Annotated in this window: 10 protein-coding genes and 1 pseudogene; 6 read left to right on the top strand and 5 right to left on the bottom strand. The window is 53.1% G+C overall.

The features are described 5' to 3' along the window. The first annotated feature begins 58 nt into the window (after positions 1-58). The 5 genes and pseudogenes from FPL14_RS18375 to FPL14_RS18355 all read left to right on the top strand — a co-directional run bounded on the left by FPL14_RS18375 (position 59) and on the right by FPL14_RS18355 (position 5,049). A complete protein-coding gene (locus FPL14_RS18375) occupies positions 59-850 on the top strand; it encodes a (2Fe-2S)-binding protein (RefSeq protein WP_182299145.1) in 792 nt (263 codons plus the stop codon). Positions 851-989: 139 nt separating this feature from the next. Further along, positions 990-2,458 (top strand): annotated as a pseudogene (locus FPL14_RS18370) (spore germination protein). Positions 2,459-2,502: 44 nt separating this feature from the next. Next, complete coding sequence (locus FPL14_RS18365; RefSeq protein ID WP_182299144.1) at positions 2,503-3,699, top strand: Ger(x)C family spore germination protein; 1,197 nt, start codon at positions 2,503-2,505, stop codon at positions 3,697-3,699. A 6-nt stretch (positions 3,700-3,705) separates the two neighbouring features. Next, positions 3,706-3,948 carry a hypothetical protein gene (locus FPL14_RS18360; protein WP_182299143.1) on the top strand — a complete coding sequence of 81 codons (243 nt, stop codon included), beginning with the start codon at positions 3,706-3,708 and terminating at the stop codon, positions 3,946-3,948. 6 nt (positions 3,949-3,954) lie between these two features. Then, entirely contained in the window at positions 3,955-5,049 is a 1,095-nt protein-coding gene (locus FPL14_RS18355; protein ID WP_182299142.1) for a GerAB/ArcD/ProY family transporter, read from the top strand. 18 nt (positions 5,050-5,067) lie between these two features. Here FPL14_RS18355 and FPL14_RS18350 read toward each other — a convergent pair whose 3' ends face one another. After that, entirely contained in the window at positions 5,068-5,622 is a 555-nt protein-coding gene (locus FPL14_RS18350; protein ID WP_182299141.1) for a guanylate kinase, read from the bottom strand. A gap of 237 nt (positions 5,623-5,859) precedes the next feature. Between FPL14_RS18350 and FPL14_RS18345 the strand changes: the two genes are divergently transcribed. Continuing rightward, the gene (locus FPL14_RS18345) at positions 5,860-7,092 is read left to right on the top strand and encodes an S-layer homology domain-containing protein (protein ID WP_182299140.1); all 1,233 of its coding nucleotides are present in this window, start codon (positions 5,860-5,862) and stop codon (positions 7,090-7,092) included. Between the two features lie 55 nt (positions 7,093-7,147). On the opposite strand, the gene FPL14_RS18340 is transcribed toward FPL14_RS18345, so the two are convergent. The 4 genes from FPL14_RS18340 to FPL14_RS18325 all read right to left on the bottom strand — a co-directional run bounded on the left by FPL14_RS18340 (position 7,148) and on the right by FPL14_RS18325 (position 14,283). Then, positions 7,148-8,404 carry an NAD(P)/FAD-dependent oxidoreductase gene (locus FPL14_RS18340; protein ID WP_182299139.1) on the bottom strand — a complete coding sequence of 419 codons (1,257 nt, stop codon included), beginning with the start codon at positions 8,402-8,404 and terminating at the stop codon, positions 7,148-7,150. Positions 8,405-8,569: 165 nt separating this feature from the next. Further along, positions 8,570-10,687: an assimilatory nitrate reductase catalytic subunit NasC gene (gene nasC / locus FPL14_RS18335; protein ID WP_182299138.1), complete on the bottom strand. Its 2,118-nt coding sequence runs from the start codon at positions 10,685-10,687 to the stop codon at positions 8,570-8,572. Next, positions 10,688-13,036, bottom strand: a complete 2,349-nt coding sequence (gene nirB, locus FPL14_RS18330; RefSeq protein ID WP_182299137.1) for a nitrite reductase large subunit NirB — start codon at positions 13,034-13,036, stop codon at positions 10,688-10,690. Between the two features lie 68 nt (positions 13,037-13,104). Beyond that, positions 13,105-14,283, bottom strand: a complete 1,179-nt coding sequence (locus FPL14_RS18325; RefSeq protein WP_182299136.1) for an MFS transporter — start codon at positions 14,281-14,283, stop codon at positions 13,105-13,107. Positions 14,284-14,389 lie beyond the last annotated feature (106 nt).

Here is a 14,389-nt window from a genome sequence, read left to right as displayed (position 1 = left end):
GCCAGGAGCTATGATTGTATGATAATGATTATCATAATCAAAAGCGGGTGAAGCTACAGTGGATCTGAAGTTGTTCGAAGAGTATTTTCATATCTCGACCAACGGGTCGGACAATCCGATCCTGTCCTTGCCGCTTGCCGACCTTCTTCAACATGAGAACATGAAAGAAGTTTTGCGGCAAGGCTCGGCGCTCGTTAAGGGAATCGGACTGGAGCTTGCCGCCTCTTACATCGGGCTAGCCTTCTTCGGGCTTGCGGCCACCAAGCAAATCGTCATGTCCCAGTACAATAGGATCTTGGACCTGTCTCTTGACAACTTAACCATCCAATTAGAAACCCACGATGACCATGCCCATGTCGTATTCCAAATCACGGAGTTGCGTTGGACCGACTTGCCGGACGCTAACCGGGAAGCGGCGATCGTCGCGGAATGGTCCCGTTACTTCGCGGAAACGATGAACCCGCTCATCGAGACGGCAGCAGCCGCGGCTGGACTGAAGCCCGCCATTATCTGGAACCAATACGGCGCTCGATCCGCACATTTAATGGATTACATACGGAAGACGATTCCGGAAGGAGCTGTACGGCAGCTCGTCGACGACGATTTTACGCTGCTATCCCGCATGCCCGGGGAAATCTTCAACCGGAGGAAAAACCCGTTCGTGCACACGCCGTGCTATCTAGATAGCCCTTACGAGCCCGGCGGCCAAATCATGATGCGCTCGGCATGCTGTATGTACTATAAACGAGAAGATGGAACAAAATGTTACAACTGTCCGATCCTCAAAGACGAGGAACGCGCGGTTATGAAGCTGGAAATCGAGGCGGCCGTAGCAGAGCGGACCGCTTAATCGCATACTTATAACCGGCTGGCCATCCAGCCGGTTTTTTTGCGCTTGCCTAACGCCTCCTGAGGAAATTGCATAAAAACGCTACGATGATGGAAAACTTTACATAAGCCAATTATCCTATCGCAGGGAGTTGCCCTTCATGAGAGCGGATCATCTATCCAATCATCTGCAAACGAACCTTCAAAGGCTGCAAGATACCTTTAAGTCGTGCAGCGATCTCGAATACGCGCATTGGCAGTACGGTCCCGGCATGAGAAATTCGGCGGTTTCGGTTTATTTCCGCACGATCATCCAAAATAAGAAGATTAATTATATGAAACGTTCCATGCAGGACTTGACTGAACATTTCGTCGGCCCCGGAACGCATGTAACCCCGGAAATGCTCATCCATTTTTTCGACTCTCGCGGCGCTTCCTCCGAATCGGCGACCGTTGAGAGCAAGTGGTCGGACATTGACCAATGCATCCTCAATGGCTGCGTCGTTATTTTTCTCGACGGTTGGGATAAAGCGATAAGCTACGAAGCGAACGGCCTGGAATCCCGCCAGGTTACGGAGCCGGAGACGGAACCGGTCGTGCAGGGACCTCGCGAGGCACGATCGAGAACGTGCAGAAAAACATCGGAATGATCCGCATGCGCGTAAAAAACCCGGCGTTGAAGTTCGAATCCCTTAAAGCCGGAGGACTATCGAATACGACTATCAGCTACGGATACTTGGAAGGAGTAGTAGAACCCGCATTGCTAGCGGAATTCAAATCGCGCATCGACATGGTCAATCCCGGTGAAATCTTGGATACGTCCTATATCGAAGAATTGATCGAGGATTCTCCCTATTCCCCCTTCCCCCAATTCCGCTATACGGAAAGAACCGACGTCGCGGCGGCGGCTTTGCTCAACGGGAAAATTATCGTATTGGCCGAAGGATCGGGTTCTATCCTGATCTGTCCCGGACTGTTCTTCGAGCTCCTTCAATCCAGCGAGGACTATTATCAGAGAGTACTTGTGTCCAACTTCATCCGTTGGCTCAGAATGATCGCTCTGCTGATGGCGGTATCACTTCCAAGCTTATACATAGCTATCTCGACCTTCCATACCGAGTTGATTCCCACCGTCCTGTTGTTGGCGATCATCGATTCCCGCGAAGGAATTCCGTTCGGCGCCTTCATCGAAGCCGTCATCATGGTATTCTTCTTCGAATTGCTTAAAGAAGCGGGAATACGTCTTCCAAGGCCCGTCGGTTCGGCGGTAAGCATCGTAGGCGCCCTAGTCATCGGCGAAGCCGCCATCAATGCAGGCATCGCCTCTCCGATTATGGTCGTCGTGGTCGCTCTAACCGGAATCGCCTCTTTCTCCTTACCGCAGTACAACCTTTCCATCGCTTTGCGGCTGTTGCAGTTTCCGTTAATGGCATTGGCCGCGATGCTCGGAGGGTTCGGCATTTTACTAGGCTACTTGTTCATTTGGCTTCATCTCGTTACCTTAACATCTCTAAAAGTTCCATATCTTACGCCGATCGCCCCTTGGAATGCCCGGCAATTCCGCGATACTCTCATTCGGAAGAGGCTGTCCGGGCTTATCCGCCGAACGAAACCTCCCCGATCGACCTAAGCTTGGGCAATCGAGGCATTCGAGGCCAACGAGGAGAAGATCTCATGCGTCACGGTTTTATTCTAAGAATAGTCGCCCCGGCTATTCTCCTGCTGTCCCTGGTCAGCTTATTCTTAACCGCTTGCGGAGATCGCGCCGAGCTTCCCGAGAAGGGATTCGTCATGGGAATCGCAATGGATGATTCGGGCCAAGACAACATCGACTTATCCGTCCAGATTTTCAAGCCTTCGCAATCCGTAACGGGAAAAGGAAAGACGGGTAAAGCCTACATTAACATCCATACGAAAGACCAATCGGTCATCGAAGCGATACGGGACATTACGATCCACTTAGGGCGCAAAGCCCAGTGGAGCCATATGAGAGTCATATTGATCAGCGAGGCTCTCGCTCGCAAAGTCCCTTTGCTTCGCCTTCTCGATTTTTTCTATCGGGATCATGAACCGCGTTTGACCTCCCACGTGCTCATTACGAGAGGCAAAGCATTCGATTACTTGAATTCGTCGCCGTACATCGAGAATTCCATTAGCCAGCAATATTTCTTGGGCGAGAAAGCTTCTCATGAGTTCGCGGGCAAAACGGCGAGAATCAACTTGCTCGAACTGGCGTTGCAAGCCAGAAGCCAATCCGCCGTCGCCTTGCTCCCTTATCTGTACAAGGAGAAAACCGAGAACGAAAAAGTGCCCGCTACTAACGTCGCCGGATCGGCCGTTCTCGTTGACGGCCGGATCAAAGAGATTATCCCCGCCTCGCTTACCGAAGGAGTCCAGTTGCTGCAGAGCCGGTATAAATCCGGAATTCTCGAAGTCCCCTGCGCCGGCGGTTCAACCGGCAGTCGTCTTCTTCAAGAGGACGCTTTCGAAGTGCTGCACACGGAAACTTCTATGAAAGTGAGAATCGACGGCGACCGCCCTCTTCTCGTATTCAGAAACAAATCTTTCGTGGCCGCTTCCGAGCTCATATGCGGGAAGGCGCTCATGCCTCAAGACGATCTTATCGTGCAAAAAAGAGTAAGGGATACGATTGTTAAAAACATGACCGAGAGTATCGAATGGATGTTGGACAAGCATATCGATCTCGTTGGGGCGGGGAACATCGTGTACGAGAAAAATCCGAGGTTGTGGAAACAATGGAAAGCGGATTGGCCGGCGAGGTTCGCGAGTTCCGGTTACGAAATGCATGCCGAAGTCATTCTCGTATCCACCGGTACGAATATCGGCAAACCTGTATACTCGGATAGGTGATTCTAAATGATGTATTTCTTGTTAGGGGCGATATGGATCGCCTTTCTCGTGCATGATTGGTTCTACGATAAACTAAACGCCGCCCGGTGGCGGATTAAGGCCGTTTATGCGGCTTTGTTGGGTTTATCGGTTTATCACTTGCTTGTCTATAGCGGTAAACTTCGCTCTTACTCCTATCTCGATACGGCGACTTTTATCTTCGGCGGAGTCGTGAAGGCGCTATTGTCCTATCTCAATCCGAAGGGATGACCCCGAATGAGAAACGCGCTCACCCCCAATCAAGGCGCGGTATTGCTGTTCACTTTCATGACGGGCTCTTCCATCATCAACATCCCGGCTCCTCTCATATCGTTCAGCCATGCGGGCGCGTGGATCAGCCTTCTCGCCTCGACCGCGCTCGGCTTAATGCTGCTTTATCCCATCGTATGGCTGGCCGACCGCTATCCCGACATGACTTATGTCCAGTACGCCTCGAAGTTGATCGGCAGACCCCTGGCGATCGTGCTCGGTTTGTTATTTTTGTCCCTTCAGCTTGAGATGATCGCCGGGATTACCATGGATATCGCGTTGTTCCTCAAAAGCTCCATGATGCGAAATACCGAACATACGGTTTTTATTATCCTTATAATCATGGCCGTAGCCCTTACCGTTCGGGCGGGCTTAGGGCAAATCGCGGGGATGTTCGGATTGTTGATGGCGAGCGTCATGATTTTCGTCGTATTCAACATTTCGCTTTCTTCGCTTAATCTCAATTGGCATTTTCTACTGCCCGTCGTCAACGAAGGGATGAAGCCGCTGTTGCACGGAATATACTTCACGTTCGGCTTTCCTTATGGCGAGATCGTCCTGTTCAGCATGATTCTTCCTTACGTTAAGCGGAAACCGAACGATCGTACGGGCCGCAAAATGGCGCTGGCGCTTCTCCTGAACTCCGCGTCATTGCTGATCGTCACGCTAATAACCTTGATGACGTTCGGACCGCTCGCGGGAGAACGCAAATACTCCATGTTCGAGGTAGCCCGTACGATCGAGGTGACGGAAATCTTCCAACGTTTCGAGGCGCTTATGGGTTATTCCATGATCGTAGCTTCCTTCATGAAAGCGGCCATCGTCTTTTTCTGCGCCCATCTCACGCTTAACCAAATATTGGGCGTACCGCAAGACAATCGACAGCTTACTTTCCCGCTCGCCCTGCTATGCTCGGTCATTGCGATATCCGTAGGAATTCGCGGCGAGGCCTATTGGAATTTTATCGTATCCGGCATTCATCCGATGTGGGGAATAACTTGCGCCGTTCTTCCGTTGCTGTTGCTTTACTTAGTCTCGCTTTTTCGCAAGAAGAAGGCTTGATTCATTTACGCATCTCCGTTAACCCCCGTACGTTTTCATCGCTTCGCAAATGTGCTCTATCGTCCGGTTTAATTCTACGTTCTCGAAAACATGCTCGCATGATTTGCGATAAGTAACTTCCTCCGTATAATGCTCCAGGTAGTTCTCGATGACGTCGTACCGGGTGCCTTTGCTCTCGAGCCGTTCGCGAACCGTTTGTTTGTCCACGTAGATGAAGATCCGTACGACCTTGTCCCCGAATCGTTCTTTAACGGCCGACGCACCATCCCGGTTCAGAATAAGGCATACGCCGCGATCATCCTTCATCGCCGCTTCCAGATCGCTAAGCAATATCCCGTATTTGTTCTTATCGATGGTCGCGGTTTGCACGAATTTCCCCGATTGCTCCCACTCGTCGAATTTCTCGCGGCTAATATATTTATAGTCTCCATCCGGCTGCTCGGGATTGCGCGGCGCACGGGTCGTGCAGGACCGAACCGGTACCCATCCGAGCTTCTCCCCCGTCTTCCTGGCTACGGTTTTGCGGCCTGATCCGCTAGTACCGGTTAACACGAAGATAGTCGGCCTAGTCATATGAAGCACCCCCATTTAGTGGTTCGTACTTCATATATCGGCATTTAACCCGGCAAATGTTTAACGTTATCAACATCTTGCCGCAGATGGGTTGCATGACTTCGGACCTAGAGGAAATATAACCAAAGACCGCTCGCGTCTCCCGGCTCTTTAGTCATCCCGGCTGTTTCGAACCTTTCCCGATTATGATTAGCTTATAAAGCCACCATTTGGCAATTCATGATCAGGAGGATTATCATGCGTCGTTGGACGATATTCGCTTTAATGATTTCCGTATTATGCACGGGCAGCGCTGCATATGCGCAGGGACAACAAGAACTACCCTTCAAAGACATCAAGGGCCACTGGGCCGAGAAAACGATAACGGAGATGGTCGCGAAAGGCATTCTGGACGGTTATCCGAACGGAAGCTTCCAACCGGACCAACCGGTCAAAGTGGACCAATTCATCAAGATGCTCATCCTATCCTACTCGGATCTTCATCAGAACGGGGAACGAAGCTGGAGCCCCGCGTTCTTGCAATCCTTAAGCGCGGAGAATCAGACGATCCTCAAGCAAGACTACCGTTACTACGACTTCAAACCCGCCACGGTCGGATACTGGGCTAAGCCATATATCGACGTCGCCAGCGATCTTCACTTCTTGAACAAAAGCCGTTACAGCGATTTCCAAAGCGACATGACCAGGGAGAACGTTGCGGAGGTCATCTACTACACGTTGCAGGAAACGGAATTTCTGGAGGATGGCCAATTCAGCCAGAAGCTCGCGCAATCGTACGGAGATCTCATAAGCGCAACGGAGCGCGAACAGAAATTCATAGCGGAAGCGTTAGCCAAAGGGATCATGCAAGGTTATCCGAACGGTTATTTCGGGGTAGGCGACAAAGTGACCCGAGCGCAATCGCTCGTGCTTCTGAACAGACTCAAGAACATAAAAGAAAGAATCGCCGTCTCGAGCTCGTCCGCGGATCGGCTGCAGCTCTCCGTGCCTACGGTTGGCGGAGGAACGAAAATGATCGTGTTCCCCGACCAAAGAATGCGAGACGCTTACGACGTCCTGAAGCAGGCTGGTCAACTAAGGGGCGCCAACCATGAACTGTTGGACACGACGTTGCGATTGTACAAGGACCAGAAGGAAAAAGACAATCTAACGGCATCGGCCTCCGGAGTAGCCGGGCAGCAGGCGGAAACCGCCTTATGGCTGGATCCTCAATACAACACCTACGGAATTACGATCCGGCTTCGCGAAGGAACGTTCGCTCGTAACGAGGAAGTCGTCGAGACTTTCTCCAACTACTTGTTCGGATATAACGCCGCCACCTTCCGCAAGTGGTTTACCGAGGTTTGTACCCATGTGGACGCCGGAACGAAAGTTTCCTCCAAGCAAGTGACGATCGGAACGGATACGGTCGATATCCGAATCGATGCCGACAGCAAGACGGTCATTTTCTCCATCGCCAAGAAGAACTGAACAATAATGACGACAGCCCCGACCGTAAAGTCGGGGCTGTTCGTTAATAGGAGAGTTAAGCCGATCCAACCCGGTTGATCAATCTTCCGATTTCTTCATGAAGATGTTCCGGTTCGCTCACGTAGTTATAGACGCCTAGGAACACTTCCGTGGCTTGGGCATCTTGCCCTACGAGATGGTACGCGGCCGTCACTTCCGGAGGAACCGGCACGTTCTTCGTAAACTGGCAGCCCATCCAGAAGCGGGACATGAGTTTGGCTTCCATGGCCGATTGATACACCGCGCCCATTGACTCCCAATTGTCCTGCCAATCTTGAGCTGCGTATTGCGACAGGATTTCGGCCAGCATGTGCGCTCCATATAAGGCGTCGTGCATTCCTTGGCCGACCGCGGGATCCTTGAACGACAGCGCGTCCCCAAGCAACGCCCAGCCTCGGCCCATGCCGACGAACCAATCGTTATCGTAACCGTGCAGGCCCTTGACGGACTCCGATGGCGCAAACTCGGCTTTCCTAAACCGGTCCGCTAAAGTCGTGTGAGCGAATCCTTCGTCGATGAGGTCGCGTATACCTGCTTCCGGACTAGCCTTGAATCTTGCCATCCACGCGTTGTCGGTAAGCGGGAACATCACTCCGAGCACGTATTGATTGTCGCTCGTCGGAAATACGATCGCCAGCTTATCCTTGCTCTTGTAAAACTCGACATGGATTTCCCCCGCTTGCTCGAAGTTCGTAACGTAAGCGACATAAGAAGCGAAATCCGTCGGCACGACGATTTTCCGCTCGCTTCCCGCCCATTCCCTGACCTTGGACAATCTGCCGTCCGCGCCCGCGACGAGATGAGCCGTAAACCTTTCGACCTCTCCATCGCCATCCTTGCGTTTCCCTTCTACTCCCTTAACGATTCCGTTCTCTACGATCAACGAGGTCACGCGAAAGCCTTCGATCGCCGTTACCCCGGGCTCAGCTTTGGCATTGTCGAACAGGATCGTGTCCAAATATTTGCGACGAACGCACAAACAGCCCTGCAAACCGTCCGATTCCGGAAAAATCCCGTCGATAATCGCTCCATCGAAGTCCACTCGCGCTCTGCGATAAAGCGGAGTCGCCGTCTCCAGCACGGCATCCAATATGCCTAACCCGCGAAGCATGCCTAACGAATTGCTGTACATGTTGTGGGTGGACAGCGTATCGCTCGGAAACGTTCCGCGATCCAGCAGAAGCACCTTGTATCCTTCCTTGGCCAATAAGTAAGCTAACGTGGAGCCGGCTACTCTTGCCCCAACCACAATGATGTCGTACGCATTGCCCATTAAGCTCTCTCCCTCTTCCGGCGTAGATAGGTTTCAACTCTCCGTTTATCGTATATCTCCGTCACGTAATATGACCAGTTACCGCAGTCATCAAGGCGGTCATGGAATAAAAACGCAAAAAAACTCGACCGGGTCGAGTTTCTTGATTTAATGGCGTTTATGAGTTCATTGCGGGAAAAGCGATACAACGTTAACCGCGCAAGACTTGAAGCCCGGCATGCGGCAGGTCGGATCCAAAGCGGGATTCGTGATCTTGTTCACGTTCTGAATATCTCCCCAGTGCATCGGCACGAACACGGTATCCTCCCGAATGTCGGCCCGATATCGGCTGCGGACGACGATATCTCCCCTTCTCGATTGCAACCGAACCAAGGAGGCGTCTTTAATCCCTTGCTTCCGGGCCGTGCGGGGATGAATTTCCATATAGGATTCGAAATCCCTTGCGGCGAGGGAATGGCTTCTGCGCGTCTGCACGCCCGTTAAATAATGAGTCAGCGCGCGCCCCGTCGTCAGAATGAGCGGATATTGCTCGTCCGTCGGTTCATCCGGCAAATGATTATCCACGCTTACGATTTCCGCCTTGCCGCCCGGATGCGCGAATTCGGCCTCGAATATGCGCCCCGTACTCTTATGCGCCGCAGACGGACAAGGCCAGTAGACGCCTTCTTCTTCGCGAAGCCGATCGTAGGTAATGCCGTAATAATCGGCAATGCCGCCTTTGCTTGCTAAGCGCAGTTCGTTAAAGATCGACTCCGCGGAACGGAAGCCGAAGTATTCCCCTTTCCCCAACCCTTCCGCGATGTCGCATAGAATTTGCCAATCATGTTTAGCTTCCCCTGGCACCGGACGATTAGCTTCCCGCAATAGAACGCGGCCTTCCATATTCGTCAGCGTTCCTTCATTCTCGATGTACGCGGAGACGGGAAGAATAAGATCGGCCAACTGCGCCGTTTCCGATAGGAACATATCCGCGACGACGAGATAATCCAGCTTCTTCAACCCTTCTTCCACGAAGTTAGCGTTCGGGTTGGACACGATAGGGTTGGATCCCATTATGATCAGCGCGCGAATCTCTTCGGCGTGAACCTTCTCCATCATCTCGTACGCAGAGACGCCCTTCCCGGGCAAAGTACTCGGATCGATCCCCCACACTCCGGCCACGTAGGCCCGATGTTCCGGATTGTCGATCATTCGATAACCCGGCAGTTGATCGGCTTTCTGCCCATGTTCTCTGCCGCCTTGCCCGTTGCCTTGGCCCGTTACCGCCCCGTAACCCGATCCGGGCTTGCCGATCTTGCCGGTCATCAGCACGAGATTCAAGAAGCTTCTTACCGCCATATAGCCGTCCGTCTGCTGCTCGACCCCACGTGCCGTGAATACCATTCCGGTTGCCGCCTTACCATACGCAATGGCAGCTTTGCGGATGTCTTCGACGGATACGCCCGTTAATTCCGCAATCTCGTTAAGATCCAATTGCTGCAAGTGGGATTTCAGCTTCTCGAACCCTGCCGTGCGATCGGACAGAAACTCCTTATCCAGCAACCCTTCCTCGAGCAGAACTTTCTGCAAGCCGTTCGCAAGCGCGGCGTCCATTCCCGGCATGACCTTCAAATGCAAATCGGCGATCGCCGTCGTTCCCGTCTCCCGAGGATCGATGACGATGACGTACGCCCCGTTCTCCTTCGCCCTGGTGAAATACGGCATCAACGTAGGCTGGCATTCCGCGATATTCGTTCCGGCGAGGATGATGCATTTGGCCAGAGGAATGTCGGACAGCGGATTCGTCAAGCCGCGGTCCATGCCGAACGTTTTGTTGCCCGCGGAAGCGGCCGCGGACATGCAAAATCGGCCGTTGTAATCGATATATTTGGTTTGCAAGGCAACCCTTGCAAATTTACCGAGCAAGTAAGCCGTCTCGTTCGTTAAAGATCCGCCTCCGTAAACTCCGATCGAATCGTAGCTGTAACGGTTGCGAAGCTCCGTGAATTTATGAATGATCCGCCGGTAGGCTTCTTCCCAGGAGATTTGCACGAACTGTCCGTCTACCTTCGCCATCGGATGCAGAATGCGCTCGGCGGTCAAAGCATGCTGATAAGCGTTCATGCCTTTGATGCACAGGCGGCCTTCCGATGCGGCGTTCGGCTTCGGGATAACCGTATAGCTTACTTGCGCGCGATTCCTTTCCTCGACTACTTGCATTTTGCACTGAACGCTGCAGAATGGACACTGCGTATCGAATACCGACGTCCCTTGCGGCTCAAGCGCTTTAACGTTGCTCTCCATTTAATTCACCCGCCCCCAGGCAGCCGCCGGCCGCCGTTGTATTGATCTGGATAAGCTGATTTCCCTGTCCGAATCCAATCGCTCCATGAATCCGGCGCGTTCCGCCCGGTTGAACAATCTTTCCCTCAGCGCCACGAGCCCTGCCCGATCAATCCAATCCCATGTCGTTTCGCCGTAATAGGCTAGTTCGCGGTAGGCTTGCAGGAACGCCGCCGCCAGTTCCAGCGCCGCCCGGTCCATCGTCTCGATACTGAGCAGCTGTGCCTGACGAAGCGATCGTCCCGCGTTGCCTCCGACGTAGATTTCCCAGCCCCCGGGAACTCCGACGATGCCGATGTCCTTGGCAAGCGTCCCCGCGCGATGCAACGGGCTCCCGGATACGGCGATCGTTAACGGAGCAGGCATCTGCAAGCCTTCTAACCGCCGTTCCAGAGCGATCGCCATGCCGATCGAATCCCGCAAAGCGAGCGGATCGTATTTCATTCCTTCGCAAGAGGTTACCGTCACGGGATGCCCGTAGCTTGCCAAAGCTACGGGCATGGCCAGTTCCGATACCGCTTCCGCCAGCTTGTCATCGGAAATCCCGAACAGCTCAAGCCGGTCATGCCCGAGCTTCGCTTGCGGAACTTCGTATTTATCCATAACGCTCGCGATCTGCCGCAATTGCGCTGCCTTGGCCAGCCCCCCATGCAATCGGGGTACGATGGAATACGTTCCATCGGCGAACGGCGCAACCGCAAATTGATCGGAATCGCCGTTCAAAGCGCCCAAATAGTAGCTCATTACAGGACGGCACGCAGAGCAGCCCGCTTCCTCCTTCCACCCAAGCAGTCTACGCGCTTCTTCAGCCGTGCCGAACCGTTGCCGTCCGATAGCTTCCTTCAGCTCGTCGTGACTGTAGTCCGCGCACGCGCAAATCGTCTTCTTCTCTACCTCGCCTTCCTCGCCGCTCGCTAACGTTACCCGAAGAATAGCGGACACGAGAGGTTTACAACCGCCGCAGGAGCTGGATGCCCTCGTGCATTCCCTGACTTCCTCGAAGGTTTCGAGCTTGTCGCCGCGAATCGCCGACACGATCGCCCCTTTCGTTACGCCGTTGCAGGAACACACCGTTTCCTTGTCGGACATGGCGCATATCGCTTCATCCTCCGCATCCGCCCCGCCTCCTGCTTGTTGATCCAATACCGAGACGTCCGCGCCCTGCTTGATATATCCGAGAAGCTTGTTGCCTTCGCTGCTGTCTCCGAACAATACCGCGCCAACGACGCGATTGTCCCGGACGGTTACCTTCTTATACTTGTTGCGAATGCCGTCGTGTATTTTGAACGTAGCTTCCACTTCGGAATCCCGGATCTCGCCTGCAGAGAACACTTCCACTCCGGACACTTTTAGCTGCGAATACAGAATGGAGCCCTGATAACCCTCCGTCTCGGTTCCGCAGATCGTTTTCGCGAGCACTTTCCCTTGCTCATAGAGAGGCGCAACCAATCCGTATACCATCCCGCGGTGCTCCGCGCATTCTCCGACAGCATAGACGTTGGGGATATTCGTTTCCATTCGGTCATTGACGACGATCGCCCGGTTAACTTCAATGCCGCTTTCCGCAGCCAGCTTAATATTCGGCCGAACGCCGACGGCAATGACGATCAGATCCGCCAGCGCCTTCGTACCGTCTTTGAACTGCAAGCCTTCCACTCTTTTTTTGCCTAAAATTTTCTCCGTGTGCTTGCCCAGCAGGAATTTCATCCCTTGCTTCTCCAGATCCTTCTTGAGCATCTCCGCCGCGTCCGCATCCAATTGCCGTTCCATGATGTGGTGGTAGATGTGCACGACGTCGACTTCCATTCCGAGATTAAGCAACCCCCGCGCAGCCTCGATCCCGAGCAGCCCGCCGCCGATGACGATAGCTTTCTTATATTTACGCGATGCTTCCAGCATCGTATTGCAATCGTTAATATCGCGGAACGCGGTCACTCCCGGCAAGTCCGCCCCCGGCAACGGAAGCATGAAAGGCAAAGAACCGGTAGCCAGAATAAGCTTATCGTACCGCGCGGTTACCCCCTTGCTGCTAGTAACGACGCGTTCGCCCGTATGGATCTGAACGACCGGATCGCCCGTGTAGAGCGTAATTCCATTGTCTTTGTACCACTGCCAATCATTGATCGTTATATCTTTAATCTGCGTATCGCCCTGCAGCACCTTGGAAAGCATGATTCGGTTATAGTTCGGATGAGGTTCGCCGCCGAAAATCGTAATTTCGAAAGCATCCGGCTCCTGCTTAATAATCTCCTCGATACACCTGACTCCAGCCATCCCGTTGCCGATCAGCACCAGTTTTTGTTTTCCCATAAGCCTACGCCCTCCCCGGATCCATTCCCGCTTCCCTCGAAACTAAGTTCTCCCTGCGCCGACCGCTTCTAGCTCGTTACGGCCATCCGCTTAGATGCCTGCATCGCACGCGTAACCCGATTGCCCCATAAGCAGACTCCCGCGAAAATAGCCATGAACACGAACCCTAAGGCAAAACCGCCCGTCTGCTGCTGAACGATTCCCAAGACGATCGGAGGAAAAAATCCGCCGACGCCCCCGGCAGCGCCTACGATTCCCGTAACCGCGCCCGTATTCCCGGTAGAAACCTCGGGAACCATTTTGAACACGGCACCGTTCCCTATACCCAATAACCCCCCGAGAAACAAGCACACGATCATGAAGGGCACGTCATGATGAACGGAAACCGCGATCAGCAGCGCCGCGACCGCAATTCCCGCAAAAACGGCGTCCAATACTTTCTGCGATCCGATTTTGTCCGCCAAATAGCCGCCGAGCGGTCGAATCAAAGTCGCCAGAAGCACGAATGCGGCCGTCTGAATGCCCGCATCCTCCGTGCTTCTATCGAACAGCTCTTTCAGCAAAGTCGGTAAGTAGACGCTAAAGGCCACAAAGCCCCCGAAGGTTAGAAAATAGAACAAGGATAAATACCGGGTCGGCTTCTCCTTGACTACGGACATCGCTTGTTTGAAGGTTTTGGCTTGGCTGGGCTTCGGCAATTCCGATGTTCCGAACCAGAATACGAGGGCCGTAACGACGATCATGCAAGCCATGCTCCAGAACACCCATTGATAGCCGAACTTACCGTATATAACGGGCATCAGATAGCTGGAAGCGGCCGTTCCGAGATTGCCGAGTCCCGCGAGACCTAACACGAAACCCTGTTTGTCCGCGGAAAACCACCTGGAAACATAGGTTAAGGATATCGCGAACGTTGTACCGGCCATCCCGATGAATAAAGCGCATAGCAGCAAAAGAGGATAGCTTTTGACCCATCCCGCCGCCAGAAGAGGAAGCACCAGAAACAGCATCGTTCCTACGAACATTTTTCTGCCGCCTAAGCGGTCTGTATATATTCCCATTGGGATTCGCATTATCGATCCGAGCAAGACGGGGGTTGCTATCAACACGCTCTTCTGAAGCGTCGACAGATGAAGCATTTCTTGGATGCTTCCTGCAAGAGGCGCGAACAAGCTCCAGATCATAAAGGATGCCGTCATGGCGAGGGTGGAAAAGACGAGTATTTGCGTAGAGGTTGATTTGACCATGTTACAGCTCCTTACGAATCAAAATGAGACAACGAAGTCCTAGCACTGCTTAGAGACTCCGTTGTCTCATTCATTAGCCGATATGCTGGCTATTCGATTCCATAGG

The organism is Cohnella cholangitidis (assembly GCF_014107495.1).
In the GTDB taxonomy this organism is placed as follows: domain Bacteria; phylum Bacillota; class Bacilli; order Paenibacillales; family Paenibacillaceae; genus Cohnella; species Cohnella cholangitidis.
Note: the sequence above shows the minus strand (reverse complement) of the source record. Positions and strands in the feature narration are given on the sequence as shown.

What these genes read in the sequence shown, in the direction of transcription:
- FPL14_RS18365 (WP_182299144.1), top strand. Translation starts at nt 2,503, where the DNA reads ATGCGTCACGGTTTTATTCTAAGAATAGTCGCCCCGGCTATTCTCCTG.
- FPL14_RS18360 (WP_182299143.1), top strand. Translation starts at nt 3,706, where the DNA reads ATGATGTATTTCTTGTTAGGGGCGATATGGATCGCCTTTCTCGTGCAT.
- FPL14_RS18355 (WP_182299142.1), top strand. Translation starts at nt 3,955, where the DNA reads ATGAGAAACGCGCTCACCCCCAATCAAGGCGCGGTATTGCTGTTCACT.
- FPL14_RS18350 (WP_182299141.1), bottom strand. Translation starts at nt 5,622, where the DNA reads ATGACTAGGCCGACTATCTTCGTGTTAACCGGTACTAGCGGATCAGGC.
- FPL14_RS18345 (WP_182299140.1), top strand. Translation starts at nt 5,860, where the DNA reads ATGCGTCGTTGGACGATATTCGCTTTAATGATTTCCGTATTATGCACG.
- FPL14_RS18340 (WP_182299139.1), bottom strand. Translation starts at nt 8,404, where the DNA reads ATGGGCAATGCGTACGACATCATTGTGGTTGGGGCAAGAGTAGCCGGC.
- nasC (WP_182299138.1), bottom strand. Translation starts at nt 10,687, where the DNA reads ATGGAGAGCAACGTTAAAGCGCTTGAGCCGCAAGGGACGTCGGTATTC.
- nirB (WP_182299137.1), bottom strand. Translation starts at nt 13,036, where the DNA reads ATGGGAAAACAAAAACTGGTGCTGATCGGCAACGGGATGGCTGGAGTC.
- FPL14_RS18325 (WP_182299136.1), bottom strand. Translation starts at nt 14,283, where the DNA reads ATGGTCAAATCAACCTCTACGCAAATACTCGTCTTTTCCACCCTCGCC.